A 24,783-nucleotide genomic window follows, 5' to 3' on the forward strand; every position below is an offset into this window, starting at 1 on the left:
CCAAGTTCCCGCAAGCGGACGCCAACCGCGCCGCCCGGGTCGTACGTCACCGCGACTCTTCGGCTCGCCCACGGCCACCGTCGGGGGTGCCCCCGACAGGGCAGGGCTGCCCGGAAGCGATTCAATCAGTCCACCCGGGCCCGCGTGCGCGGAACGAGCGGAACGACCGGACGTATGAGCGATATTGCGCAGAATCCCCGGGTCGCCAGGGCGGGGGCCGCCCTAGGGCGGGGGCGTGCCGAACCCGAGGTAGGGGGTGCTCGACGCCGGCTGGGTCGGGCCCTCCAGCTGGGTCGGCGCGGGCGCCGCCGGGGTGGAGGTCGGGGCCCGCAGCAGGTCCTTGACCGACAGGGCCGGCTGTATCAGCGGGTTCACCGCGGCGCCGGAGGGCCGGCTCAGCAGCGGGTGGCTCGGGGTCGCGCTCGGGGAGGGGAGCCCGGCGGGCCGGGTCGCGGTGGTGGCCAGCAGCCCCACGTCGCCGCCGGTCCGCTCACGGGTGCCCGTGCCGACGGTGTCGGCGTCGACCGGGGTGACCGCGGTGTCCGAGCCGTCCGGCCGGGGGCCGGGGTCGACCGCCGCCTCCAGCGGCAGGGCGGCGCCGAGCGCGAAGGCGGCCAGGGACACCGCGCCCGCGGCCGCGAAGGCGAAGCGGCGGCGCGGCCCGGGGCGCTCCACCTCATGGATCCGGAAGCCGCGCTCCCGGTGCGCCGAGACGGCGGCGACCGGGTCCACCGGCGCCACCGCGGGCAGATACGCGAACGTCTGCTCCCGTCTGCGCTCCGACGCCCGCACGTCCGGGGCGTCCTCCCGTACGCTCCGCGCGCCGCCGCGCAGGCCGAGGACGCCCGGGTCCGCGAAAGGGGAACCGCTTCCCGGGCCGTCGTCGTCACCGCCGATGGCCGGGAGGCCCTGCAGACGGGCCAGGAAGCCTTCGGACGGCGCCGGGGGCGCCGTCTCGGCGAACACGCTCTTCAGCCGCCGCTGCGCGTCGGCCTCCGCCTTGCACTTACAGCACGTCGCCAGGTGTGCGAGCACGCGCTCACGCGCGTCATGCCCGAGTTCGCCGTCGACCAGAGCCGCAAGGCGGTCGCCGAGATGCTGCTCGGCGGGGGACGGACCGCCTGATCGGGTCACGCGATTCCGACCTCCCCGCTCAGCCGCGGTCCGGAGACCCGCGGCACCACCGCGGCGACCTCGCGCTGCTGCTCGGCGCGCGCACCCGCCGGGGCGCGGTGCTGCAGCGCCTTGCGCAGATGCGAGCGGCCACGGTGGATCCGGCTGCGCACGGTGCCCAGCTTGACGCCGAGTGTCGCGGCGATCTCCTCGTACGACAGGCCCTCGATGTCGCAGAGCACGACGGCCGCGCGGAACTCCGGGGCGAGGGTGTCCAGCGCCTGCTGCACATCGGCGTCGAAGTGGGTGTCGTTGAAGTGCTGCTGGGGGGAGGGCTCACGGCTGGGGAGCCGCTCGGCCGCGTCCTCGGCGAGGGCGTCGAAGCGGATGCGCTGACGACGGCGGACCATGTCGAGGAAGAGATTGGTGGTGATGCGGTGCAGCCAGCCCTCGAACGTGCCGGGGGTGTACGTCGACAGCGAGCGGAAGACGCGGACGAACACCTCCTGGGTGAGGTCCTCGGCGTCGTGCTGGTTACCGGTGAGCCGATAGGCAAGGCGGTAGACCCGTGCGCTGTGCGTGCTGACGATCTCCTCCCAGGTGGGAGGCGTCCACGCCGGAGCGTCCCCCTCCGCACCGAACGACGCGGTGGTGGCAAAGGTCGCGGTGGTGGAGTCGGCGGAACGGGAACGGTCAGCGGTGTCGGTCACGGATTTCGGCTCGCCCGCTGACCTGCGAAAGCGCCTCAGCACTCGCCGGTCACCGGTCGCAGCCGCACCTCCCCTGTCGGCTCTGGTGGTGTCCAGTAGAGCCCCTACCATATCCACCTCGCCCGTTAGCTCCGGATAAGCATTTTTGACCTGCATTTGGTCGTGATCCATACAGTCCCCCCTTCTCTCCACAACGCCTGGTCCCATCTGCGGGTTCCCGTGCGCAGCGGATACAGTCACCGTTGCGCCAACTACGGGGACAGGAGAGGGTCATTACCGGCAACCGGCAGACGAGCTGGGCGTTCGCCGACGCGTTCGTCGCCGAGGACGAAGCCCTTCACTGGGCCCGTGACCGGGCCCGGGAGGCAGGGCTGCGCTCGGTGTCCGCGGGCACCGGCGCCGCGCTGCGCCTGCTCGCCGCCGCCGCGGATGCCAAGGCCGTCGCCGAGATCGGCACCGGGACCGGTGTCTCCGGCATCCATCTGCTGCACGGCATGCGCCCCGACGGCGTGCTGACCACCGTGGACACCGAACCCGAGATGCAGCAGTTCGCCCGGCAGGCCTTCCGGGCCGCCGGTTTCGCCGGGAACCGGGCGCGCTTCATCCCCGGCCGCGCCCTGGACGTCCTCCCCCGGCTCGCCGACGGCGGCTACGACCTGGTGTTCTGCGACGGCGACCGGCTGGAGTGCCTGGAGTACCTGGAAGAGGCGCTGCGGCTGCTGCGGCCGGGCGGCCTGGTCTGCTTCGAGGGAGTCTTCGCCAACGGGCGGACCGTGGACTCCGCCGCCCAGCCCGCCGAGGTGCTGCGGCTGCGGGAGCTGCTGCGCACCGTACGCGAGTCCACCGTGCTGCAGTCCTCGCTGCTGCCGGTCGGGGACGGCCTGCTCTGCGCCGTCAATCGCGGCGGCTGAGAGAAACCGGCGCTCCCCGCCGCACCGGAAGTCCCCGCACACAGCACCGCCCCGGCGTCCGGTACCTCGTACCGGACGCCGGGGCGGAGCTCGGGTGATGGTGGGGCCGGTGGCTCAGCCGACGACCTTCTTCAGTGCATCGCCGAGCGCGTCGGCCTCGTCGGGTGTCAGCTCCACGACGAGCCGACCGCCGCCTTCGAGCGGAACGCGCATGACGATGCCCCGCCCCTCCTTGGTCACCTCGAGCGGGCCGTCGCCCGTCCGCGGCTTCATGGCCGCCATGCTCGTTCCCCTTCCTGAAACCAGCTCATCGCAGCCGACAACCCAGGCGTCACCGGCATCGAACACGTTGCTTCTCTGTCATTATCCCGCATGCCATGACCCGATGACCAACATCGGTCGGCAACCCCCGTGCGAAGCGGTCCCCCAAAACCACTCAATTCGGGGAGGCGATCGCGATAACGTACGCCCGCCGCCACCGAACATCTGCCCACGGGAGGGCCGCCCATGACCGACACCGTGCTCTACGAGCAGGCCGACGGGCTCGCGACGATCACCCTGAATCGTCCCGACGCCATGAACGCGCTCAACATCGACACCAAGGTGGCGCTGCGCGACGCGCTGCTGCAGGCCGCCGAGGATCCGGCGGTGCGGGCCGTCCTGCTCACCGGCACCGGGCGTGCGTTCTGCGTCGGGCAGGACCTCAAGGAGCACATCGGGCTGCTGGCCGCCGACCGCGAGGCACAGGCCCGGGGGGACCGGGCCGAGGGCTCGACGATGAGCACCGTCTCGCTGCACTACAACCCGATCGTGACCGCGATCGCCGGGATGCCGAAGCCGGTGATCGCGGCGGTGAACGGGGTCGCGGCCGGGGCCGGGGCGGGCTTCGCCTTCGCCGCCGACTACCGGATCGTGGCCGACACCGCCTCGTTCAACACCTCGTTCGCGGGCGTCGCGCTGACCGCCGACTCCGGCGTCTCGTGGACCCTGCAGCGCCTGATCGGCCACGGCCGGGCCGCCGACCTGCTGCTCTTCCCGCGCGGCGTCAGCGCGGCGGAGGCGCTGGAGCTGGGCATCGCCAACCGGGTCGTCCCCGCCGCCGACCTGCCCACCGAGGCGGCGGCGATCGCCCGGCGGCTGGCCGAGGGCCCGACCGCCGCCTACGCGGCGATCAAGGAATCGCTCGCCTACGCGGCCGGGCACAGCCTCACCGACTCCCTGACCAAGGAGGACGAGCTGCAGCGCCGCGCGGGCTCCTCGGAGGACCACCGCACCGCGGTGGACGCCTTCGTCGAGAAGCGGCAGCCGAGGTTCACGGGCCGCTGACCTGCGGCGACGGGTCGGAGTCGGAGTGTCACACGAGGTCACGGACGTGGCAGTCGGCCAGGTGGTCGTTGACCAGGCCACAGGCCTGCATCAGGGCGTAGGCCGTGGTGGGCCCGACGAAGCGGAAGCCGCGCTTCTTCAGCTCTCGGCTGAGCGCCGTGGACTCCGGGGTGATCGCCGGGACGTCGGCGAAGGTGCGCGGGACCGGGCGGGTGGCGGGGTCGGGGGCGTAGGACCAGATCAGCTCCTCCAGCTCGCCCTCGGCCAGCTCCGCCGCGGCCCGCGCGTTACCGATGGTGGCCGTGATCTTGGCCCGGTTGCGGATGATGCCGGGGTCGGCGAGCAGCCGCTGCTCGTCGGCCTCGGTGAACTCCGCGACGGCCTTGATCCGGAAGTCGGCGAAGGCGGCCCGGAACCCCTCCCGGCGGCGCAGGATCGTCAGCCAGGACAGCCCGGACTGGAACGCCTCCAGGCAGATCCGCTCGTACAGCGCGTCGTCGCCGCGGACCGCACGGCCCCACTCGGTGTCGTGGTAGACCCGGTAGTCCGCCATGGACTCGGTCTCCAGCCCCCACGGGCAGCGCGCCAGGCCGTCCGCTCCGACGACCGTCCCCTGACCGCTCACGATCCGCTCCCCTCGAAACCGGCCGGGCCCTCGGCGGCCGTGCCGTCGTCATACCCCGGGGTCCGCGCGCCCGCCAGGGCCTCCTCCAGCTCGGCGATCCGGGCGTCCCGCTCGGCCAGCTCGGCGCCCAGCCGCCCCAGCACATCGTCCACGTCCGCCATCCGGTAGCCGCGCAGCGTCATCGGCAGCCGCAGCGCCTCGACGTCCTCCCGGTCCAGCGGCCGGCCGGCGGGCAGCGGGTCGTCCAGCCGGTCGGGCGGCGCCTCGGAGAGCTGGCCGCCGTCGCCACCGCCGACCACGGCGAGGGTGACGGCGCCGACCACGACGACCAGCGTGATCAGCAAGAACAGGAACACGGTGATCGTTCTCCTCGGCTAGGGCGGCTCGGCCGTGACGTCACGCGTGACGTCGGCCCCGTCAACTGTCTGACCCGATCGTGCCATGCCCCACTGACAGTTATCGTCGCTGCCGGACACCTGAGAGGAAGTACGCATGCTGCGGCTGGGCCGACGCGAGTTCGACGAGAACGAGCGAGTGATCATGGCGATCGTCAACCGGACTCCGGACTCCTTCTACGACCAGGGTGCGACCTTCCGCGACGAGCCCGCGCTCACCCGCGTCGAGCAGGCCGTCGCGGACGGCGCGGCGATCATCGACATCGGCGGGGTGAAGGCCGGCCCCGGGGAGGAGGTCGGTGCCGACGAGGAGGCGCGGCGCACGGTCGGCTTCGTGGCCGAGGTGCGGCGCCGCCATCCGGACGTGGTGATCAGCGTGGACACCTGGCGGCACGAGGTCGGCGAGGCGGTCTGCGCGGCGGGCGCGGACGTGCTCAACGACGCCTGGGGCGGGGTCGACCCCAAGCTCGCCGAGGTCGCCGCCCGGTACGGCGCCGGGCTGGTCTGTACGCACGCGGGCGGGGCCGAACCGCGCACCCGGCCGCACCGGATCGGCTACGACGACGTGGTGGCGGACATCCTGCGGGTCACCCTGGGGCTCGCGGAGCGCGCGGTGGAGCTGGGCGTCCGGCGCGACGGGATCATGATCGACCCGGGTCATGACTTCGGGAAGAACACCCGCCACTCGCTGGAGGCCACCCGGCGGCTCGGGGAGCTGAGGGAGACCGGCTGGCCGGTGCTGGTCTCGCTGTCCAACAAGGACTTCGTGGGCGAGACGCTGGACCGCCCGGTCAAGGAGCGGGTGATCGGGACGCTCGCGACGACCGCGGTCTCCGCCTGGCTGGGCGCCCAGGTCTACCGGGTGCACGAGGTGGCCGAGACCCGTCAGGTGCTGGACATGGTGTCGTCCATCGCGGGCCACCGGCCCCCGGCGGTCGCCCGCCGGGGACTGGCCTGAGGCCCGGTGCGGCTCCCGCGTCGGGTCAGCCGGACTCCTTGGTCACCAGGTCGACCACCTCGTCGATGTCGTCGGTGAGGTGGAACAGCTCCAGGTCCTGCTGGGACGCCTTGCCCTGGGCGATCAGCGTGTTCTCCAGCCAGTCGACCAGACCGCCCCAGTAGGAGCTGCCGAAGAGAACGATCGGGAACTGGGTCACCTTCTTCGTCTGCACGAGGGTCAGGGCCTCGAAGCACTCGTCGAGGGTGCCCAGCCCGCCGGGCAGCACCACGAACCCTTGAGCGTACTTCACAAACATTGTTTTTCTTACGAAGAAGTAGCGGAAGTTCACGCCGATGTCGACGTACGGGTTCAGGCCCTGCTCGTACGGCAGCTCGATGCCGAGGCCGACGGAGACGCCGCCCGCCTCGACCGCACCGCGGTTGGCGGCCTCCATCGCGCCGGGGCCGCCACCGGTGATCACCCCGAACCCGGCCTCGGCCAGGGCCCGTCCGATCTTCACTCCCGCCTCGTACTCCGGTGACCCCTCGGGCGTACGGGCGGAGCCGAACACGCTGACCGCCCGTCCCAGCTCGGCCAGCGTGCCGAAGCCCTCGACGAACTCCGACTGGATGCGCATCACGCGGAACGGGTCCTCGTGCACCCAGTTGGTGCTCGGCTGGCTGTCCAGCAGGCGCTGGTCCGTCGTACCGGGCCGCATCTGGTGGCGACGGCGCACGACCGGGCCCAGACGCTGCTCGTGCAGCGCTCGCTCTTCCTCGGCGTTGCCCATCGATGTGCTCCCTTCGCCAAGATCTGCCAAAGATCTGTCGTTCAGCGTAGGCCCACCGGGCGGCGAAAGTCCGAAATCCGCGCCACGCTCATCTGTTCTCTGATCTGCGAATAAGCGGACGACTGCGTTCGACCGGGCGACTCGGCCGCTCGGGACGGCTGAACGCGGCGGCTCAGCCGGTCAGCCAGACCCGCAGCCGCTCCTCGGCCTCCAGCACCAGCGCGGTGTCCACGTGCTCCTCGCGCGTATGGGCCAGCTTGGGGTCGCCGGGGCCGTAATTGACGGCGGGCACGCCGAGCGCCGAGAAGCGGGCGACGTCGGTCCAGCCGAACTTGGGGGCCGCCTCGCCGCCGATCGCCGCCACGAAGGCGGCGGCCGACGGGTGGGAAAGACCGGGGAGGGCGCCGGGCGCTGAGTCGGTGACGGTCACCTCGAAGCCGTCGAAGACCTCGCGGACGTGGGCGAGCGCCTCGGCCTCCGAACGGTCCGGCGCGAAGCGGTAGTTCACGGTCACGGCGCAGGCGTCGGGGATGACGTTGCCCGCGATCCCGCCCTCGATGCCCACCGCGTTCAGCCCCTCGCGGTAGACGAGCCCGTCGATGTCCACGTGCCGCGGCTGGTACGCGGCCAGCCGGTCCAGGATCGGGGCGGCCTTGTGGATGGCGTTCTCGCCGAGCCAGCTGCGCGCGGAGTGCGAGCGGTGCCCGCCCGTGGTCACCCGCACCCGGAGCGTGCCCTGGCAGCCGCCCTCGACCTTGCCCTCGGTGCCCTCCAGCAGCACGGCGAAGTCGGCGGCCAGCCACTCGGGGTGGTGCTCGGCCAGCCGCTTCAGGCCGTTCAGCTCGGCGGCGACCTCCTCGTGGTCGTAGAAGACGAAGGTGAGGTCGCGGTTGGGCTCGGGCACGGTCGCGGCGATGCGCAGCTGCACGGCGACGCCGGACTTCATGTCGGAGGTGCCGCAGCCCCACAGCGTGCCGTCCTCGTCCAGCCGGGAGGGCACGTTGTCGGCGATCGGCACGGTGTCGAGGTGACCGGCCAGCACGACCCGTTCGGCACGCCCCAGGTTCGTACGGGCGACGACGGCGTCCCCGTCCCGGTCGACGGTCAGGTGCGGCAGGGCGCGCAGGGCCTGCTCGACGGCGTCGGCGAGCGCCTTCTCGTCGCCGCTGACCGAGGGGAAGTCGACGAGCCGGGCGGTGAGCCGGGCCGCGTCCAGGGACAGATCGAGTGCTGGGTGTGCCATACCGGCGACCCTAGCTCTTGTCCGATGACGGCCCGCCGCCGGACTCGGGGCGTGGCCTTTCCCACCCCCCGGCCCCTGTGCGGCACCGGGCCCCGGGCCACCCAGTAACGTGTGCCGCGTGCCCCGGTCCGTCTTCTCCAGCCGTCCCCGCCTGCTCCGTGCCGCGGTCGCGTGTGCCGTCCTGCTGGGGCTCGTCGCGTACGTATCGGCGCACCTGCTGACGGGCGGCGGCGGGCCGCCGCGGTGCGTCGCGCGGGCGGAGGGCGGCGATGTGCCGCTCGACCCCGAACAGGCCGTGAACGCCGCCACGATCGAGGCCGTGGCCGCCTCCCGCGGCCTGCCGGAGCGGGCCGTCACGATCGCGCTCGCCACCGCCCTGCAGGAGTCGGGGCTGCGCAACATCACCCGCGGCGACCGGGATTCGCTCGGGCTGTTCCAGCAACGCCCCTCGCAGGGCTGGGGTACGGCGCGGCAGATCCAGGATCCGGTGTACGCGGCCGGGAAGTTCTACGACCACCTGGTGAAGGTGCCCGGCTACTCGCGGCTGCCGCTCACGGTGGCCGCACAGCGCGTGCAGTACAGCGGCTTCCCGCAGGCGTACGCGAAGCACGAGACGGAGGCCGTGGTGCTGACCGCCACCCTCACCGGGCGTTCGGCGGCCGCCTTCAGCTGCCCGGGGCCGCCGGACGACGGCAAGGCGGGCGATCCGGCGCGCGTGCGGGCGGCGCTGAAGCGGGAGTTCGGGGCGGACGCCCGGTCGCGGCTGAACGTGGCGGGCCAGGGCGGCGGCAAGCACGCCGCGGTCCCCCGGGAGGTGCTGGTCCCGGTGGCGGACACCTCGGCCCGGGGCGGCCCGGAGCAGCGCGGCTGGGAGCTGGCCTATTGGGCGGTGGCTCACTCGGACGAGTTGCGCATCGAACGGGTCTCTTACGGCAAGCACGTATGGAGCGCACGGAATTCAGGGGACGGCTGGCGCACGTCCGACAAGAGTTCCGGGTCGGATATACGCCTCACCCTCATGCGATAACGGGATAGGTCGCCGCAGCTCAGCGCCGTTGACGGGGCGTTGGGCCGCCGTTGTGGACGCATGTTTTGCGCGTAAACGGATAATGCGACGCATTATCAATTCTTTACCTTGGGGCACCGCAACCTTCGCGCCGCTCACGCGATATTCACTGCGTCCGATCGCTGGACGCTTCACCGCATTTGTCCCCCCGTCAAAGGAGAACCATGTCCCTCCCTCTCACGCGTCGGATCGCCCGGGCCGCGCTGCTGGTAGCGGCGAGCGCGACTCCCGTGGTCGGTGCCGCCGGCGCCGCGAGTGCGGCGGATCCGGCCCTGCCGCACACTCCCAAGCTGGGCGGGCTGAGCGCGCTGGACCCCTCCTCCGTCGGTGAGCTGGCCGACGTCGCCTCGCAGCAGGCCGGGCGGACCGTCAAGGAGATCCTCCCCGCCAAGGCCACCCCGGCGCAGAGCACCCCGGACAAGGGCGCGCCCGCCGAGGCCGCGCCCGCCAAGCCCGCCACGGCCAAGGGCTCCCAGGCCAAGGGCAAGGGCGCGGCCCACGCCGCCAAGCAGGGCCTGGGCAAGGGGAAGGGCGGCGCCCACGCCAAGGGCAAGGGTGGCCTGCACGCCAAGGGCAAGGGCAAGGCGGGCCTGAGCAAGGGTCTGGCCAAGGGCAAGGGCGTCCACGCCAAGGGCGCCCCGGTGCACCCCGCCCCGGCCCCGGCCCCGGTCCCCGCCCCGGCGCCCGCACCGGCCGCCGCCCCGGCTCCGCAGCAGGTCGCGCCCGGCGCCCCGCAGCAGGCCGACGAGCTCCCGGTCAAGGGCCTGCCGTCGGTGAAGGGACTCCCGCTGCTCGGCTGAGCCCCCTGACGTCAGGGGCCCCGGCCGCCACAGCGGCCGGGGCCCCCTCCGTTCGTCGCGTCAGGCGGTCAGGCGGCGCACCGCCGCCGCCACGCGCTCGTCCGTCGCGGTGAACGCGACGCGGACGTATGCCCCGCCCGCCGGGCCGTAGAACTCGCCGGGCGCCACCAGGATGCCCAGCTCCGCCAGCGCGCCGACGGTGTCCCAGCACGGCTCGTCGCGCGTCGCCCACAGGTACAGCGACGCCTCGCTGTGCTCGATGCGGAAGCCGTGCCCCTGCAGCGCGCCGCGCAGCGCGGCCCGCCGCGCCTCGTAGCGCTCGCGCTGCTCCGCGACGTGCTTGTCGTCGCCGAGCGCGGCGACCGTGGCGGCCTGCACCGGGGCGGGCACGATCATCCCGCCGTGCTTGCGGATCTTCAGCAGCTCACCGAGCACGCTCTCGTCACCGGCGAGGAACGCCGCGCGGTAGCCCGCCAGGTTGGACCGCTTGGACAGCGAGTGGACCGCGACCAGCCCGTCGAAGCTCCCGCCGGAGATGTCCGGGTGCAGGACGGACATCGGGTCCGCCTCCCAGCCCAGCTCCAGGTAGCACTCGTCGCTGACCAGCAGCGCCCCGTGCGCCCGCGCCCACTCCACCGCGGCCCGCAGCTCGTCCCGGGACAGCACCCGGCCGGTGGGGTTGGACGGGGAGTTCAGCCACAGCAGCTTCAGCCCCGCCGGGTCCAGATCCGTAGGCTCGTCGTACGGCACCGGCTCGGCGCCCGCGAGCCGCGCGCCCACCTCGTACGTCGGGTAGGCCAGCCGGGGGAAGGCGACCTTGTCGCCGGGGCCGAGGCCGAGCTGCGCGGGCAGCGAGGCCACCAGCTCCTTCGAGCCGATCACGGGCAGCACCTGGGTGTGGGTGACCCCTCGCGCGCCCAGCCGCCGCTCGACCCACCCGGTCAGCGCGTCCCGCAGCGCGGGGGTGCCCCAGACGGTCGGATAGCCGGGGCTGTCCGCAGCGCCGGCCAGCGCGGTGCGGATCAGCTCGGGGACCGGGTCGACGGGGGTGCCCACCGAGAGGTCGACGATGCCGTCCGGATGGGCGGCGGCGGTCGCCTTGTACGGTTCGAGCCGGTCCCAGGGGAAGACCGGCAGGCGGGCGGAGACGGGTGGCACGGGGTGGCTCGCTTTCTTCGAAACAGCCCGGGGCGCACGGCGTGTCCGGCATCCTGGAGAGGTGTCCGGCACCCGCCGGGCCCCGGGAATCCCGGGTGGATTCCCGGGAACAGCCCGGTCCCGCAGGCCACAGCCATGCGGGACCGAAGGCCGCGCCGGGTCTCAGTTCCCGGGCAGGGTCACTCGTCGTGCTCCTGCGGCGGAAGCGCGGCGATGAAGGGGTGGTCGCGCTCGATCAGGCCGAGCTTGCTCGCACCGCCGGGCGAACCGAGCTCGTCGAAGAACTCGACGTTCGCCTTGTAGTAGTCCTTCCACTCTTCCGGAGTGTCGTCCTCGTAGAAGATCGCCTCGACCGGGCAGACCGGCTCACAAGCCCCGCAGTCGACGCATTCGTCCGGGTGGATGTACAAGGACCGCTGGCCCTCGTAGATACAGTCGACGGGGCACTCCTCGATGCACGCCTTGTCCTTCAGGTCGACACAAGGCTGCGCGATGACGTAGGTCACGCTGTCGTTCCTCCTCTTAGGGCTGTATCGCGCGGGAGCGCGGCGTCGTCGATGCCCGCACCTAGTATCTCCGTTCCGGGGCACCGGACGCACATGAGGGGTTGGCAGAGCAGTGGATTTCACCACCGGCGGACGGCTAGAGGTCCGGATCACCCCCGATGACGTGCGGAAACGAGTGTCGGTCAGACTACTCACCGGCGACCGGAGCGGCCCGGAGAGGTTCACGGACGTGGTCGGCGTTCTCACATCGTGGACCGAAGGTGTGCTGCACATCACCCGCCGCACCGGAGAGTCCGTCCGGATAGAGGAGTCCTCGCTGGTCGCGGGCAAGGTGGTGCCCGCCGCGCCGGCCCGCCGCCGGGGTCCGGCGGCGAGCGCGCGCGAGCTGGACCGGGTCGCCGCCCGCGGCTGGCCGCCGACGACCAGCGAGCGGCTGGGCGAGTGGGAACTGCGCGCGTCCGGCGGGTTCACCCGCCGCGCCAACTCCGTCCTGCCGCTCGGCGACCCCGGCCACGGTCTCGACGAGGCGCTGCGCCGGGTGACCGGCTGGTACGCCGAGCGCGGGCTGCCCGCGTACATCCAGGTCAGCACGGGCGCCGAGGGCACCCAGGAGCCGCTGGCCGCGGAGCTGGAGAAGCGCGGCTGGACCCGGGAGGTCTCCGCGCAGCTGCGCATCGCGGCCCTGGCCCCGATCGCCGACCAGGACGCCGACGTCTCGGCGGTGACGCTCTCCCGGCGGATCGACGACGCCTGGCTGGCCCGCTACCAGCGCTCTTCCCGGCCCACTCCCGAGGCGTCGGCGGTGCTCTCCGGCGGCCCGTCGGTGTGGTTCGCGACGATACGCGGAGAGCCAGGGGAGGCTGCCGAAGAGGCCCCGGCCGCGATCGGGCGCTGTGTCGTGGACGGCCGCTGGGCCGGGTTCGCGGCGGTGGAGACCGCCCCGGAGCGGCGCCGGCAGGGGCTGGCCCGGGCCGTGATGACCGCGCTGGCCCGCCAGGCGCTGGACGAGGGTGCCTCGGCCGCGTACCTCCAGGTCGAGACGGACAACAGCGGCGCCCACGCCCTCTACGACGGCCTGGGGTTCACCCTCCACCACAGCTACCACCACTGGCGCGCGCCCAGCGCCGATAGCGCATGAACGAGACGTCACCACGCCGGAGGTTCGCCGACGAGGCCCGCGAGGAGCGCCCCGACCTAGCGCTGCTGTGCCTGCTGATGGGCATGGAGGCCGACGACGGGTTCGACGAGGCCGGGATCGACGAGGCGCAGATCGAACTGGACCGGCTGGCCGGGGAGGTTCCGTTCTCCCCCGGCGGGCCCGCCGCCTGGGCCGACGCGCTCGCCCGGGTGCTCGGCGAGCGGTACGGCTTCCGGGGCGCCGCCGCCGACTACCGGCGGCTGGAGTCCTCGCTGCTGCACCAGGTGCTGCGGCGCCGCCGGGGGCTGCCGATCCTGCTGTCGCTGGTGTGGATGGAGGTCGCGCGGCGGGCGGGCGCGCCGGTGTACGGGGTCGCGCTGCCGGGCCACTTCGTGGTCGGCTTCGGAGATCCGTACGGGGACCATGTGCTGGCCGACCCGTTCGACGGCGGCCGGCGGCTGTCCGGCCAGGACGCGGCGCTGCTGGTGTCGGGGGTCACCGGCGCGCCGCCGGAGCCGTCGGTGCTGGGCCCGGCCGATCCGCTGGACATCATGCTGCGCATCCTCAACAACATCCGCGCCTGGGCCGCCGCCCGGCCCGAGCGCACCGATGTCCAGCTGTGGGCGGTCGAGCTGGCGCTGCTGCTGCCCAGCCACCCCGCCCGGCTGCGCTACGAGCGGGCGCGGCTGCTGGTCGAGCGCGGCGACTTCCTCACCGGGGCGCGGGAGCTGGAGGAGTACGCGGAGGTGGTGGCCGTGATGGAGCCGGAGGCGGCGGAGGCGGTACGGCGCCAGGCGCGCGCGGCCCGGGCACGGCTCAACTGACCGCGCGTTTCCGTCAAAGCCAGCCCTTGTCGCGGGCGATGCGGACCGCGTCGGCCCGGTTGCGGGCGGCGGTCTTCTGGATGGCCGTGGAGAGGTAGTTGCGGACCGTGCCCTGCGACAGGCCCAGCGCCCGGGCCAGCTCGGCGTTGGTCGACCCGTCCGCCGAGGCGCCCAGCACCTCGCGCTCCCGCGCGGTCAGCGGGCTGGCCCCGTCCACCAGGGCCGCCGCGGCCAGGGTCGGGTCGATGACCCGCTCGCCGCGCAGCACCCGCCGTATGGCGTCCGCGAGCTGGGCGGCGGGGGCGTCCTTGACCAGGAAGGCGTCGGCGCCGGACTCCATGGCGCGGCGCAGATAGCCGGGGCGGCCGAAGGTCGTGAGGATCACGATCCGTACGCCGGGCAGCGCCTGGTGCAGCGCGGCGGCGGCCTCGATGCCGCTCAGCCCCGGCATCTCGATGTCCAGCAGCGCGACATCGGGCCGGTGGTCCCGGGCCGCGTCCACGACCTCGTCGCCGCGGGCCACCTGGGCGACGACCTCGATCTCGTCCTCAAGACCGAGCAGCGCGGCCAGCGCCTCCCGCACCATGGACTGGTCCTCGGCCAGCAGTACCCGGATCATCCGGGCAGCGTAACGGGCGACGGCCGGTCATGGGCCAGGGCGGCGGTTACGGGCCGGGGGCCGGCTCGGCGGGGAGATCCGCGCTCCGGGAGAGCGGGGCGAGGGCGCGCAGGGTGAAGCCGCCGTGGGCGCCCGGGCCGGTCTCCAGGCGGCCGTCGGCCAGCTGGAGCCGCTCGGCCAGGCCGGTCAGCCCGTTGCCGTGCGGCCCGGCCGCGCCGCGGCCGTCGTCGGTGACGGTCAGGCACAGGTCGTCGCCCACCTCGCTGAGAGTCACGGCGCAGCGGCGCGCCCCGCTGTGCCGGACCACGTTGGTGACCGCCTCGCGCAGCGCCCAGGCCAGCGCGCCCTCCTGGTCGGGCGGCAGGTCCGGGTGGTGGACACCGGCCCGGTGCAGATCGGCGGTGATGCCCGCGGCGGCGAGCGCGGTGCGGGCCCCGGCCAGCTCGGCCTCCAGGGTGGGGCGGCGGAAGCCGCTCACCGCCTCCCGCACGTCGACCAGGGCCTGTCGGCTGACCCGTTCGATGTCGGCGACCTGCTGCGCCGCCTGTTCGGGCTTGCCGGGCAGCATCCGCCCGGCCAGTTCGCTCTTGAGCGTGATCAGCGAGAGCGAGTGGCCCAGCAGGTCGTGCAGATCGCGGGCGAGCCGCAGCCGCTCCTCGTTGGCGGCGAGCTGGGCGACGGTGGCGCGGGCCTCGCGCAGCGCCCGGGTCGTACGGACCATCTGCCCCACCGCGCTCATCGCGAAGCCGCCGAGCAGGGAGGGGACGACCAGGGCCGACATCAGGTCGTCCGAGCCACGGACCAGCAGCCCGGCGCCCACCATGGCGACGGTGTTCAGCGGGATCGCCCACCGGGCGATCCGCGGCGGCAGCACCGCGCCGAAGGCGACGGAGACATAGACGGCCAGCACCAGCCAGGCGTCGCCCAGGGTGACCGTGAGGACGGCGGCGAGCACACAGATCGTGACCAGCCCCCGGTGGACGGAGGCGCGGGACATGACCCGGCCGGTGTACCGGAAGACCAGCAGCAGATAGATGGCGACGAAGACCAGCAGGCCGAGCGCGCCGAACACGGTGGCGGGCACGGTGTGGTGGCCCTCCGCGAGGTCGCTCAGCGGCGCGCCCAGGTAGGCCATCCAGATCCCGATCCACAACAGCTTGATCAGGGCCTGCCGGCGGTTCTCGGGGCTCTGGCCGACGGCCGGGGCGTCCGTCTCCTCGTCGTGGGCCGCCGTTTGGCGCCACCAGGTCCGCCGGGTCATGTCGTGCGGGTGTCCTTGCGGTACAGCCAGGCCGCCGCGCCCGCGAACAGGACCAGATAGCCGGCGAGCAGGGCCACGTCCTTGAGGTGCGGGGCGTTGCCCACCTCGATGGCCTGGCCGAGCGCGGCGTAGGCGTGGGTGGGCAGCCAGTCGCCGATGTTCCGGAGCCACTGGGGATAGGCGGCGGTCGGCATCCACAGGCCGCCGAGGATCGACAGACCGAAGTAGATGATCATCGTCAGGGGCCGCACCGCGTCGCCGGTGGCGAGATAGCCGATGGCCACGCCCAGGGCGGCGAAGACGAGCGAGCCCGCCCAGATCGCGCCGGTCAGCGCGAGCCACTCCCAGGCGGCGTCCAGCCGCACGCCCTTGGCGGTGGCGGCCACGATGAAGACGACCACGATCGACGGGAGGGTGGTGACCGCGGCCGAGGCGATCTTGGCCGTCACATAGCCGCGTCCGGGCAGCGAGGTGAGCCGCAGCTGCCGCACCCAGCCGCCCTCGCGCTCCTTGGCGATCTGCTCGCTGTAGCCCATCAGAACGGCGGTCAGCGCGCCGAAGGAGGCCATCGCGACCATGTAGTAGAGCGGCATCGACAGAGGGGTGCCGGGGACGATGTCGGTCTTCTTCGAGCTGCCCGCGATCATCAGGAAGAGCGCCGACGGGTAGATGACCGTGAAGAACATGAACTTCTTGTTGCGCAGAGCGCGGACGATCTCCAGCTTGACCAGGGTCGTCATCGTCACGCCCCCTCGGGCGTCGTGGCGGCGTCGGTGATGGCGAGGAACGCCTGCTCCAGACCGAGTCCGGCGACCTCCAGACCGTGCGGGTAGAGCCCGAGCCCATAGATCGCGTGCACGGTCGCGTCCGCGTCGGTGGACCGCATCCGTACGGTACGCCCCGATATCTCGGTGCCGGTCAGGGCGGGCAGGGCACGCAGCGCCGCCTCGTCGGGCGGGCCGTCGAGAGTGAAGGAGATCCGGCGGGCCCCGGCCATCTCCTTGATCTCGGCGGACGAGCCGTCCGCCAGCACCCGGCCGCGGTGCAGCACGATCACCCGGTCGGCGATCGCGTCGGCCTCTTCGAGGTAGTGGGTGGCGAACAGGATGGTGCGGCCCTGCCGGGCCTGGTCGCGCATCGTGCCCCAGAAGGTCTGCCGGGACGCCACGTCCATCCCGGTCGTCGGCTCGTCCAGCACGATCAGGTCGGAGGCGCCCGCGGTGGCGAACGCGAAGCGCACCCGCTGTTCCTGGCCGCCGGAGAGCTTGTTGACCTTGCGGCCGGCGATGTCGGTGATGCCCGCCCGCTCCAGGACCTCGTCGACCGGGTAGCCCCGGGGGTGCAGATCGCAGGCGAGCCGCACCAGCTCGCGGACGGTGACCTCCGCCATGAGGCAGCCGCTCTGCAGCATCGCGCCGACCCGGCCGCGGGCGATGGCCTGCCGCGGGGAGGTGCCGAAGACCTCTACGCGGCCGCTGTCGGGGGTGCGCAGGCCGAGCAGCAGGTCGAGGGTGGAGGACTTGCCCGCGCCGTTGGGTCCCAGCAGGGCGATGGTCTCGCCCGGATGGAGGTGGAGGTCGAGACCGGCCACGGCGCGCACGCTGCCGTAGCTCTTGCTGACGCCGGTGAAGCTGACCACCGGCGGGGAGGCCGGGGTGCGGGCCCGCTCACCGGTGGCGGAGGGTGCGGTGGTCGCTGTCATGGACCCCAGCTTCGCGGAGCGGGCCGGTCGGCGGCAGTGTCTGTGGTCGTGACCCTGGGATGACAGATGTCATGGGTGCCATGCGAACGGCCCCGCCCGGGGGTGCCATGCGAACGGCCCCCGCCCGGCGCGGTGCCGGGCGGGGGCCGTTCGGGACGTACGCCTCTAGTTCGGCGAGGTGTCGATGACCGCGGTCCGGTCGGCGGTCGACTTGCCCAGCAGCGCGGTCCGCATGGCGATGGCCACTTCCTGCGGGGTGACCGGCTTCTTGGAGCCGTCGGCGCGCTCGATCAGCACCCCGTCGAAGGTCTGGCCGTAGAGCCTCTTGATCGCGGCGAGGTCGAAGTGCGGCTGGAGCTTGCCGTCGATCGGCCGCATGGAGAGGATCTGCGGCAGCGAGCGGTCCGGGCCGAACTGGATGGCATGCGCGGCATCGGTCTTGATCGTGATCAGACCGGACATCGCGGGCTTGGCGAAGGACTGCATCTTCGCGTCCACCTCGGCCTTGCTGATCGTCGGCCGCTTGGCGACGATCGGCAGGTCGACCGGCTTGTCCTTGCCGGTCTCGGCCCGCTCGCGGTAGGCCTCGGACACGGCGGTGACCGCCTTGTCGATGTCCAGGCCCTGGCCCTCCCTGCCGTAGACGGGGACGGCCTTGCCCGGCTTGAAGGTGATCGTGCCCTCGCGCGCCGTGCCCGAGTGGCCCGCGAGCCGCCCGAGCGCGTCCCGGAGCTTCTCCTCGTCGACGGTGACGGCGGGCTCGGCCTCGTGGGTGCCGCCGAAGAGCGAGCCGATGACCGTCATCGGGTTGTAGTCGCGACCCGCGACGTTTCGCACGGTGGCCTCGGTGTCCAGCGTCAGGCCCGCGACGGACGGCTTGATCTCCTTCTGCTCGCCGTCGACGGTCACCTTCAGCGGGGCGCCGGTACGGCCGCCCAGCTCGGTGTCCAGCTTGTCGATGGCCACCTGCTTGGAGGAGCCGCCGATGTCGACGCCGAGGACGGTGGTGCCGTTGGGCACGTCCGCGTGGTTCATCACCAGGCCCGCGGTGTACGCGACCCCGGCCGCGGCCACCAGCAGAGCGCCCAGCATGACGAGCTTGGAGCGGCCCTTCTTCTTGGGCTTGCCCGCCGCGGGCGCCTTGGGCGCCGGGCTGCTCGGCGGGGCGCTGTCCCCGGTGGACAGCGGCGGCCCGGCCGGGCCCTGCCCGGTCGGCGGACCGGACTTCGCGTCGGCCGGCGGGACCACGGGCACTCCGCTGACCAGGGTGTCGCTGGAGACCTGGTCCGGCCCGCTGGGCGCGGTGAACTCGGGGTCGCGGAAGAGCGACGGCGAGGGGCCGGCGTCCGCGCCGAAGCCACCCGGACCGGGCTGCACGGCCGGGCTCGCGCCCGTGGTGGCGCCGAGGCTGCCGGACAGCGGCGAGCCGCCGGGCGGGGTCGGGGGCTGCCCGGCCGCGCCGTTCAGCGGGCCGACGCCCGAGCTGTCGGGCAGGCCCGGGCCGGTCGGCGTCCCCGGACCGGGCGGCGCCAGCAGGTCCTCGTCCCGCGCCGGGGCGCCGGGCATCCGCATCTCGCCGGTGACCGGGCCGGTCGTCGGGCCGCTGGGCTCCGGCGCTCCGGGGTGGCCGCCGGTGTCCGTGAAGTACGGCAGGTCGGCCTGCGTTCCGCCGCCCAGGGCCGGCGCGGGGAACTGCTGGGTGGTCTCCGGCGCCGGGGGCAGCGGGGTGCTCTGGGTGGTCGAGGAGCCCTTGGGGCGGCGCGGCGGCGCGAACCAGTCGCTGGTCTTCTCGCCGTCGCCCTTGCCGCCCTTGCCGCTCTTCTCGCGACCCTCGCGGTCCTTGGCGCCGTCCGCGCGCCCCTCGGCGGCCGCCGCGCCCAGCTCCGGGGCGCGGATGCCCTCGGGCCGGGGCGTGGCGCCGGTGTGCTCGGCGCCGTCCCCGTCGTCCTCGCCGGAGCGGGGCGCGGGCACGCCGTCCTCGGCGACGGGCTTGCGCATGACGACCGGCGGAATGGGCCGCGAACCCGGGATGTTGATCCGGATGCGGGTCGTCAGGGTGGTTTCGGTCTTCGGATCCTCCGGCTTGGCCGCGGCATGCGCCTCACCGTCACCGACGCCACCCTGAAGGGTCTCCGGCGACGGGGACAGGCGGGATCCGTACGGCGGGGTGCCCGACGGATAGGCGGCACCGCCGCCACCCCCCTGGGCCCCGGAGGACGAACTGTCAGATTCACGGCTCAAAGCAGGTTCTCCCAGTTAGCTCCGCCGCCCGTCAGACCTCGCGCGGGCGGCTCGGCGGCGCGCACCACCATACTGGGCGCCGCGGTCGCGTACTTGACGGCCGCCCTGTGGCCGCACCGTGTGGATCCGTTGTGCGCCGGTGGAGGAGCGTTTGGTGTCCCGGGAACATCGCGCGGGGTCCCGGGGACGTCACACCGTAAAGGTCACGTCACTTACCAAGTCGGGCGGCCGGCGCGCCCGGTTGCGACACCACCGGCAGGGTGGCACACATCACACCGATGAACATGCCTCCCAGCAGGAAGACATACGACCCCAGGCCCGCGCTGAAGAGGAAGTCCCCTTCCGGGCGGGTGCTGGTGAGCAGCAGGACCACCAGCGTCCACGCACCGGCGGGCAGACCACCGCCCAGCCGCCGGTCGGTCGCCTTCACGCCGCCGTAGCACACGGCCCCGACGCCGAGCAGCGCGAGCAGCAACCCGCCGGGGAACCAGAGCCCTTGCACGAGCGCGCCCGCGACGGCGACCAGGGCGCCGAGGACGGCGAGCAGCGCGTACCCCCCGAGACGTGCGGCGGTCATGCCGTCACCCCCGCGAACAGGTCGTCCTCGCGCTCCGCCCCCGGCTCGCCCTTGACGAGCCGGTAGTGCTCGCGGACGAACAGCGGCTGGCCCAGGTCGTTGGAGAGCGCGAAGAAGGGCCCGTCGACCGCGATCTGGGTGGCGTGCGCGCGCATCGCGGCGATCTTGGCGTCGGCGTACGCGGAGCCGTCGATCACCGCCGAGACCTCCGCGTCGTCCACCACTCCGGGGACGTCGTCGGCGGTGGCGACGCCGGGGAAGGGGGCCCCCCGGCCCGCCGCCCGCAGCCGCGCGAAGCCCTCCTCGAGGGCCGAGCGCGGCACACAGTTCCAGTAGACCTTGGCGACATCGTGCGGCTCGCCCAGGTCACGGCGGTAGACCGGCTCCGCGGCCAGCTCCACCGCGTGCATGGCGACGCGATGCGCCTGGATGTGGTCGGGGTGCCCGTAGCCCCCGTCGGTGTCGTACGCCACCACGACCTGTGGCCGGATCTCGCGGATCACGGCCACCAGGTGGGAGGCGGCCTCGTCGAGGTCGGCCTGCCAGAAGCAGTCGGACCGGCCGTTCTGCGGGGCGCCCATCATGCCCGAATCGCGGTATCTGCCCGGACCGCCCAGGAAGCGGTGGTCCTGGACGCCCAACGCCTCCATGGCCGCGGCGAGTTCACCGATCCGGTGGGTGCCGAGGCTGTCGTCGCGATCGGCGGCGAGGTGTGCCAGGTCAGCCGGGATGACCTCGCCTTCTTCACCGAGGGTGCAGGTCACCAGGGTGACGTGGACACCCTCGGCCGCGTACTTGGCCATGGTCACGCCGTTGTTGATCGACTCGTCATCCGGATGCGCGTGCACCAGGAGCAGACGACGGGCGGGAAGAACGGTCATGACCACAGCCTACGATTCGCCCGGCGGTACCCGCGGACCGCGGGCCGGGCTCCCCGTGGGTCAGAGCTTCACATCGCCGATCATGTTCGCCACGTTGGTGGTGAGGTCGTCGATGGTCGGGGCGACCGACGAACTGGCGAGGTAGAAGCCGAGCAGCACACAGATGAGCGCGTGCGCGGTTTTCAGCCCGGCTTTGTTGACGAGCATGAATACGATGATCAGCAGCAGCACAGACAACGAGATCGAGAGCGCCACAGCGACTCACCTCCAGGAACACGCGCTCGGACAGACAACATATTGATGCCACACGGGGCCTACCCACTATGCGCAATCGATCATAACTATCGGCGCGTGCGCACGAGTCGGTGCACGGGAGCATGACAGGGGCGCATGCCTGATCGCACGAACTGGCGCTTGATCAGGGTGACTTCTCGCTGGTTATCCGCCATCTCACCCACTGAGAAGCTGGCTTGTTCCGGCCGCCGGACGGCCGGACAGTGCCCCTGGCAACGGCACCGGCGCGTGGTACCGGCCAGTACGCCCCTGGTGATCTTCAGGACCCGTACGCTCGCCCCATGACCGGACAGCTCTCCTTCCCTCGGCAGCACGCGCGCACCCAGCGCTTCACGCTCGGAGCGCCCCGGGCCTTCCGCGTGGCCCCCGACGACTCCCGCGTGGTCTTCCTGCGGTCCCGCGGCGGCACCGACCGGGCGGGCCTGCTGTGGGTGTACGACGTCGCCGGGCAGCGGGAGTACCCGGCCGCCGACCCGGTGGCCCTGCTCGGCGGCGCGGACGAGCAGCTGTCCCCCGAGGAGCGGGCGCGCCGCGAGCGCAGCCGCGAGGGGTCGGCCGGGGTGGTCGGGTACGCGGTGGACGACGCCGTCGAAACGGCGGCCTTCGCCCTCTCCGGGCGGCTGTTCGTCTCCGATCTGACCGGCGGCGAGTCCCGTGAGCTGCGCGTCCCGGGCCCGGTCGTGGACCCGCGCCCCTCCCCCGACGGCCGCCATGTCGCCTATGTGGCGGGCGGCGCGCTGCGCGTCACCGGCACCGGCGGCGAGGGCGACCGGGCGCTCGCCGAACCGGAGGCCGACACCGTCACCTACGGTCTCGCGGAGTTCATCGCGGCCGAGGAGATGGACCGCACGCGCGGCTTCTGGTGGTCCCCGGACGGCGACGCCGTGCTGGCCGCCCGGGCCGACGACGCGCCCGTGCGCCGCTGGTGGATCGCCGACCCCGCCCACCCCGGCCAGGCGCCCACCGAGGTCGCCTACCCGGCCGCCGGGACCGCCGACGCCGAGGTGCGGCTGGTCCTGCTGGGCCTGGACGGCTCCCGTACGGAGGTCGAGTGGGACCGGCAGCAGTACCCCTACCTCGCCCGGGTGCACTGGTCGGCCTACGGTCCGCCGCTGCTCCTCGTCCAGGCCCGGGACCAGCGCGGCCAGCGGTATCTGGCCGTGGACACCGCGACCGGACGGACCAGCACCGTGCACGCCGACGAGGACGCGGTATGGCTGGATCTTTTCCCCGGCGTGCCCGCCTGGACGCCCGACGGGCGGCTCGTGCGGATCGCGGACGAGGGCGGCGCCCGGGCCCTGATGGTCGGCGACCGCAAGCTCACCTCGGGCGCCCTCCAGGTGCGCGCGGTCCTCTCCGTCGGCGAGGACGACGTGCTGTTCTCCGCCTCACCCGGCGCCGAGGCCGCGCTGCCCGAGGGGCCCGGCGAGATCGACGTGTACCGCGTCTGGTTCCGCGGCAGCGGCGACCAGGGCGGCTGGGAGCCGGTCGGCAAGCGGCCCTTCCCCGCCGTGCACTCCGCCACCCGCGGCGACCGGCTCATCGCGCTCACCCATGCCGGGCCGGACCGGCCCGGCGCCCGGACGGAGCTGCTGCGGGCCGCGGACCACGGGGCCGCGGAGGCGGTCGCCGAGATCGCCTCGTACGCCGAGACCCCGGTCATCACCGCGCGGCCGCGGCTCACCTTCGCGGGCAAGCACGACATCCCCTGCGCGGTGCTGCTGCCGACCGGGTACGCCGAGGGCGACGGGCCGCTGCCGGTCCTGATGGACCCGTACGGCGGACCGCACGGCCAGCGCGTGGTCGCCGCCCACAACGCGTACGTCACCTCGCAGTGGTTCGCCGACCAGGGCTTCGCCGTGATCGTCGCCGACGGGCGCGGCACCCCCGGGCGCTCCCCCGGCTGGGAGAAGGCCGTCCGCGACGACCTCGCGGCCGTCACCCTGGAGGACCAGGTCGAGGCGCTCACCGCGCTCGCCGGGCGCTATCCGCTGGACCTCGGCCGGGTCGCCATCCGCGGCTGGTCCTACGGCGGCTACCTCGCCGGGCTCGCCGCGCTGCGCCGGCCCGACGTCTTCCACGCGGCGGTGGTGGGCGCGCCGGTCACCGACTGGCGGCTGTACGACACCCACTACACGGAGCGCTATCTGGGCCACCCCGACGAGCAGCCGGAGGTGTACGCGGCGAACTCGCTGGTGACGGACGAGGGGCTGTCCGGCACGGCGGAGGGCCCGGCATGCCCGATGATGATCATCCATGGGCTGGCGGACGACAACGTGGTCGTCGCCCACTCGCTGCGGCTCTCCTCGGCCCTGCTGGCCGCGGGCCGCCCGCATGAGGTGCTGCCGCTGTCCGGGGTGACGCATATGACCCCGCAGGAGCAGGTGGCCGAGAACCTGCTCCTGCTCCAGGTCGACTTCCTCAAGCGGTCGCTCGGGCTGAGCTGACTCACCAGCCCGGCGGCGGGGACGGCGGAGGCGGCGGGGCCGTGGGCGGCGCGGCGGGCGGGGGCGGGGCGTAGCCCGGCGGGGCGGCGGGCGGCGGGGCGAATCCGGCGCCGCCGTAGCCGCCGTACGCCCCCGTCCCGTACGCCCCCGTCCCGTACGCCGGGGCCGGGGTGTCCGTCCCGCCCCGCCGGGCCAGCGCGATCAGCGCGACCAGCCCCGCGAGCAGTTCGAAGAACGCGGTGAGCACCGACAGCACCCCGACCGTCGGCAGGTCGCCGAAGTGCTCGAGGTACTTCAGCTTGGCGTAGAGCGAGATCTCGCTCACCCCGGACGCCAGCACCAGCACCGCGGCCACCATCCCCAGCGGCCGGGACAGCGGCGCCCGGGCCAGCGCGGCCGCGGCGGCCGCCAGGCAGAACGCGACGAGGGCCCAGCTCTCCCAGGCGGCGGGCGGCGAGAGCAGCGTGACCAGGGTGTGCTTGCCGGTCAGCTGGTACTTGTAGATGTCCCAGTCCGCCTTCTGCGCCCAGTAGATCTGCCAGGCCCCGAGGACCGCGCCCGCCGCACCGAGCAGTAGCGCCCCCGTCACCGCGGCCCCCGGGCCCGGTCGCCCGGGCGGCCGGCCGGCGGGCAGGGCGCCCGGCGCGGCGTACCCGTCGGCTGGGCGCCGGGCCGCGGCGACGGTGGCCAGCAGCAGTCCCCCGAGCACCACCCCGGCCCAGGCGCTCAGATTGGCCCGCGTCTTGAGGTCGTCGGGGATGCCCTGCATCCAGTCCGCGTTCAGGTTCCACAGGCTCGGCAGCCGCAGGACGAGGGTCACGGCCGCGACCGCGCCGAGCGCCCCCGCGGCGGCCGGTGAGCGCAGCGCGGAGATCCCGACCACGACGCACAGGACGAGCAGGACCAGATCGAAGAGGGACGAGCCGAAGAGGCTCCCCGAGGCCCGGAACGGCAGTCCGGACCAGGTCCACCACAGATGACTTGCCTTGTCCGCCTCGTCCAGGTCCCGGACGATCCACGCCAGTGAGATCATCCCGAGCACCGCGCAGACGAGTACGCCGAAAACACGCGCTCCGCGTGTGAGTATCCGTCCCTGCCCCATAGCCGTAGGTTCCCCCACCGCGCACCCCGGGCAACCGTCGCGAGGCGAAGAAACACAAAGAAGCCTGAAGAAGTACGCGGATCGTGACCAACCGGGTACCGGCCGGGCGGCGGC

Annotated in this window: 26 protein-coding genes; 8 read left to right on the forward strand and 18 right to left on the reverse strand. The window is 73.3% G+C overall.

Annotation, left to right across the window (positions count from 1 at the left end; translation table 11 throughout):
- Positions 1-222 precede the first annotated feature (222 nt).
- Positions 223-1,134 (reverse strand): zf-HC2 domain-containing protein, encoded by a 912-nt coding sequence (locus ACFZCY_RS09785; RefSeq protein WP_391170751.1) that lies wholly within the window; start codon positions 1,132-1,134, stop codon positions 223-225.
- Entirely contained in the window at positions 1,131-1,934 is an 804-nt protein-coding gene (sigE, locus tag ACFZCY_RS09790) for an RNA polymerase sigma factor SigE (protein WP_391170753.1), read from the reverse strand. Before sigE ends, ACFZCY_RS09785 begins: the two co-directional genes overlap by 4 nt.
- 131 nt (positions 1,935-2,065) lie before the next feature.
- On the opposite strand from sigE, the gene ACFZCY_RS09795 reads away from it, so the two are divergent.
- Positions 2,066-2,734 carry a class I SAM-dependent methyltransferase gene (locus ACFZCY_RS09795; protein WP_391170755.1) on the forward strand — a complete coding sequence of 223 codons (669 nt, stop codon included), beginning with the start codon at positions 2,066-2,068 and terminating at the stop codon, positions 2,732-2,734.
- Between the two features lie 114 nt (positions 2,735-2,848).
- On the opposite strand, the gene ACFZCY_RS09800 is transcribed toward ACFZCY_RS09795, so the two are convergent.
- Complete coding sequence (locus ACFZCY_RS09800) at positions 2,849-3,016, reverse strand: DUF3117 domain-containing protein (protein WP_003966491.1); 168 nt, start codon at positions 3,014-3,016, stop codon at positions 2,849-2,851.
- 225 nt (positions 3,017-3,241) lie between these two features.
- On the opposite strand from ACFZCY_RS09800, the gene ACFZCY_RS09805 reads away from it, so the two are divergent.
- On the forward strand, positions 3,242-4,060 hold the full coding sequence (locus ACFZCY_RS09805; RefSeq protein ID WP_391170757.1) for an enoyl-CoA hydratase-related protein: 819 nt from the start codon (positions 3,242-3,244) through the stop codon (positions 4,058-4,060).
- Between the two features lie 28 nt (positions 4,061-4,088).
- Here the strand turns inward: ACFZCY_RS09805 and ACFZCY_RS09810 are convergent, their stop codons facing one another.
- Both ACFZCY_RS09810 and ACFZCY_RS09815 read right to left on the reverse strand, forming a co-directional pair.
- Positions 4,089-4,685 carry a DNA-3-methyladenine glycosylase I gene (locus ACFZCY_RS09810; protein ID WP_391170760.1) on the reverse strand — a complete coding sequence of 199 codons (597 nt, stop codon included), beginning with the start codon at positions 4,683-4,685 and terminating at the stop codon, positions 4,089-4,091.
- On the reverse strand, positions 4,682-5,041 hold the full coding sequence (locus ACFZCY_RS09815; RefSeq protein ID WP_391170762.1) for a DivIVA domain-containing protein: 360 nt from the start codon (positions 5,039-5,041) through the stop codon (positions 4,682-4,684). Before ACFZCY_RS09815 ends, ACFZCY_RS09810 begins: the two co-directional genes overlap by 4 nt.
- A 136-nt stretch (positions 5,042-5,177) precedes the next feature.
- Between ACFZCY_RS09815 and folP the strand changes: the two genes are divergently transcribed.
- Complete coding sequence (gene folP / locus ACFZCY_RS09820; protein ID WP_391170764.1) at positions 5,178-6,038, forward strand: dihydropteroate synthase; 861 nt, start codon at positions 5,178-5,180, stop codon at positions 6,036-6,038.
- Positions 6,039-6,063: 25 nt separating this feature from the next.
- On the opposite strand, the gene ACFZCY_RS09825 is transcribed toward folP, so the two are convergent.
- Complete coding sequence (locus tag ACFZCY_RS09825) at positions 6,064-6,810, reverse strand: TIGR00730 family Rossman fold protein (RefSeq protein WP_391170766.1); 747 nt, start codon at positions 6,808-6,810, stop codon at positions 6,064-6,066.
- A 172-nt stretch (positions 6,811-6,982) separates the two neighbouring features.
- Positions 6,983-8,053 (reverse strand): succinyl-diaminopimelate desuccinylase, encoded by a 1,071-nt coding sequence (gene dapE / locus ACFZCY_RS09830; RefSeq protein WP_391170768.1) that lies wholly within the window; start codon positions 8,051-8,053, stop codon positions 6,983-6,985.
- Positions 8,054-8,162: 109 nt separating this feature from the next.
- Between dapE and ACFZCY_RS09835 the strand changes: the two genes are divergently transcribed.
- Complete coding sequence (locus tag ACFZCY_RS09835; protein ID WP_391170770.1) at positions 8,163-9,080, forward strand: hypothetical protein; 918 nt, start codon at positions 8,163-8,165, stop codon at positions 9,078-9,080.
- 203 nt (positions 9,081-9,283) lie between these two features.
- A complete protein-coding gene (locus ACFZCY_RS09840; protein ID WP_391170772.1) occupies positions 9,284-9,919 on the forward strand; it encodes an ATP-binding protein in 636 nt (211 codons plus the stop codon).
- A 60-nt stretch (positions 9,920-9,979) separates the two neighbouring features.
- Here ACFZCY_RS09840 and dapC read toward each other — a convergent pair whose 3' ends face one another.
- The gene (gene dapC / locus ACFZCY_RS09845) at positions 9,980-11,077 is read right to left on the reverse strand and encodes a succinyldiaminopimelate transaminase (RefSeq protein ID WP_391170774.1); all 1,098 of its coding nucleotides are present in this window, start codon (positions 11,075-11,077) and stop codon (positions 9,980-9,982) included.
- 179 nt (positions 11,078-11,256) lie between these two features.
- Positions 11,257-11,583: a ferredoxin gene (fdxA, locus tag ACFZCY_RS09850; RefSeq protein WP_014054705.1), complete on the reverse strand. Its 327-nt coding sequence runs from the start codon at positions 11,581-11,583 to the stop codon at positions 11,257-11,259.
- A gap of 112 nt (positions 11,584-11,695) precedes the next feature.
- Between fdxA and ACFZCY_RS09855 the strand changes: the two genes are divergently transcribed.
- Positions 11,696-12,721: a GNAT family N-acetyltransferase gene (locus ACFZCY_RS09855; protein WP_391170776.1), complete on the forward strand. Its 1,026-nt coding sequence runs from the start codon at positions 11,696-11,698 to the stop codon at positions 12,719-12,721.
- The gene (locus ACFZCY_RS09860; RefSeq protein ID WP_391170778.1) at positions 12,718-13,545 is read left to right on the forward strand and encodes a tetratricopeptide repeat protein; all 828 of its coding nucleotides are present in this window, start codon (positions 12,718-12,720) and stop codon (positions 13,543-13,545) included. The genes ACFZCY_RS09855 and ACFZCY_RS09860 overlap by 4 nt, the downstream gene beginning before the upstream one ends.
- Positions 13,546-13,558: 13 nt before the next feature.
- On the opposite strand, the gene ACFZCY_RS09865 is transcribed toward ACFZCY_RS09860, so the two are convergent.
- The 8 genes from ACFZCY_RS09865 to ACFZCY_RS09900 form a co-directional block, all read right to left on the reverse strand.
- Positions 13,559-14,164, reverse strand: a complete 606-nt coding sequence (locus ACFZCY_RS09865; protein ID WP_391170780.1) for a response regulator — start codon at positions 14,162-14,164, stop codon at positions 13,559-13,561.
- Positions 14,165-14,210: 46 nt separating this feature from the next.
- A complete protein-coding gene (locus tag ACFZCY_RS09870) occupies positions 14,211-15,425 on the reverse strand; it encodes a histidine kinase (protein ID WP_391170782.1) in 1,215 nt (404 codons plus the stop codon).
- Entirely contained in the window at positions 15,422-16,165 is a 744-nt protein-coding gene (locus ACFZCY_RS09875) for an ABC transporter permease (RefSeq protein ID WP_391172095.1), read from the reverse strand. The genes ACFZCY_RS09870 and ACFZCY_RS09875 overlap by 4 nt, the downstream gene beginning before the upstream one ends.
- Positions 16,166-16,167: 2 nt before the next feature.
- On the reverse strand, positions 16,168-17,127 hold the full coding sequence (locus ACFZCY_RS09880) for an ATP-binding cassette domain-containing protein (protein WP_391170784.1): 960 nt from the start codon (positions 17,125-17,127) through the stop codon (positions 16,168-16,170).
- Between the two features lie 165 nt (positions 17,128-17,292).
- Complete coding sequence (locus tag ACFZCY_RS09885; RefSeq protein WP_391170786.1) at positions 17,293-19,368, reverse strand: hypothetical protein; 2,076 nt, start codon at positions 19,366-19,368, stop codon at positions 17,293-17,295.
- A gap of 208 nt (positions 19,369-19,576) precedes the next feature.
- Complete coding sequence (locus ACFZCY_RS09890; RefSeq protein ID WP_391170788.1) at positions 19,577-19,945, reverse strand: DUF6113 family protein; 369 nt, start codon at positions 19,943-19,945, stop codon at positions 19,577-19,579.
- A complete protein-coding gene (mshB, locus tag ACFZCY_RS09895) occupies positions 19,942-20,826 on the reverse strand; it encodes an N-acetyl-1-D-myo-inositol-2-amino-2-deoxy-alpha-D-glucopyranoside deacetylase (RefSeq protein ID WP_391170790.1) in 885 nt (294 codons plus the stop codon). The genes ACFZCY_RS09890 and mshB overlap by 4 nt, the downstream gene beginning before the upstream one ends.
- A 60-nt stretch (positions 20,827-20,886) precedes the next feature.
- Complete coding sequence (locus tag ACFZCY_RS09900; RefSeq protein ID WP_055548098.1) at positions 20,887-21,081, reverse strand: hypothetical protein; 195 nt, start codon at positions 21,079-21,081, stop codon at positions 20,887-20,889.
- Between the two features lie 320 nt (positions 21,082-21,401).
- Between ACFZCY_RS09900 and ACFZCY_RS09905 the strand changes: the two genes are divergently transcribed.
- The gene (locus tag ACFZCY_RS09905) at positions 21,402-23,567 is read left to right on the forward strand and encodes an alpha/beta fold hydrolase (RefSeq protein WP_391170792.1); all 2,166 of its coding nucleotides are present in this window, start codon (positions 21,402-21,404) and stop codon (positions 23,565-23,567) included.
- Between the two features lies 1 nt (position 23,568).
- Here ACFZCY_RS09905 and ACFZCY_RS09910 read toward each other — a convergent pair whose 3' ends face one another.
- Positions 23,569-24,600, reverse strand: coding sequence for a hypothetical protein (locus ACFZCY_RS09910; protein WP_391170794.1), 1,032 nt, complete (start codon positions 24,598-24,600; stop codon positions 23,569-23,571).
- Positions 24,601-24,783: the final 183 nt, after the last annotated feature.

The sequence above is a fragment of the Streptomyces sp. NPDC007983 genome (assembly GCF_042958345.1).
In the GTDB taxonomy this organism is placed as follows: Bacteria; Actinomycetota; Actinomycetes; order Streptomycetales; family Streptomycetaceae; genus Streptomyces.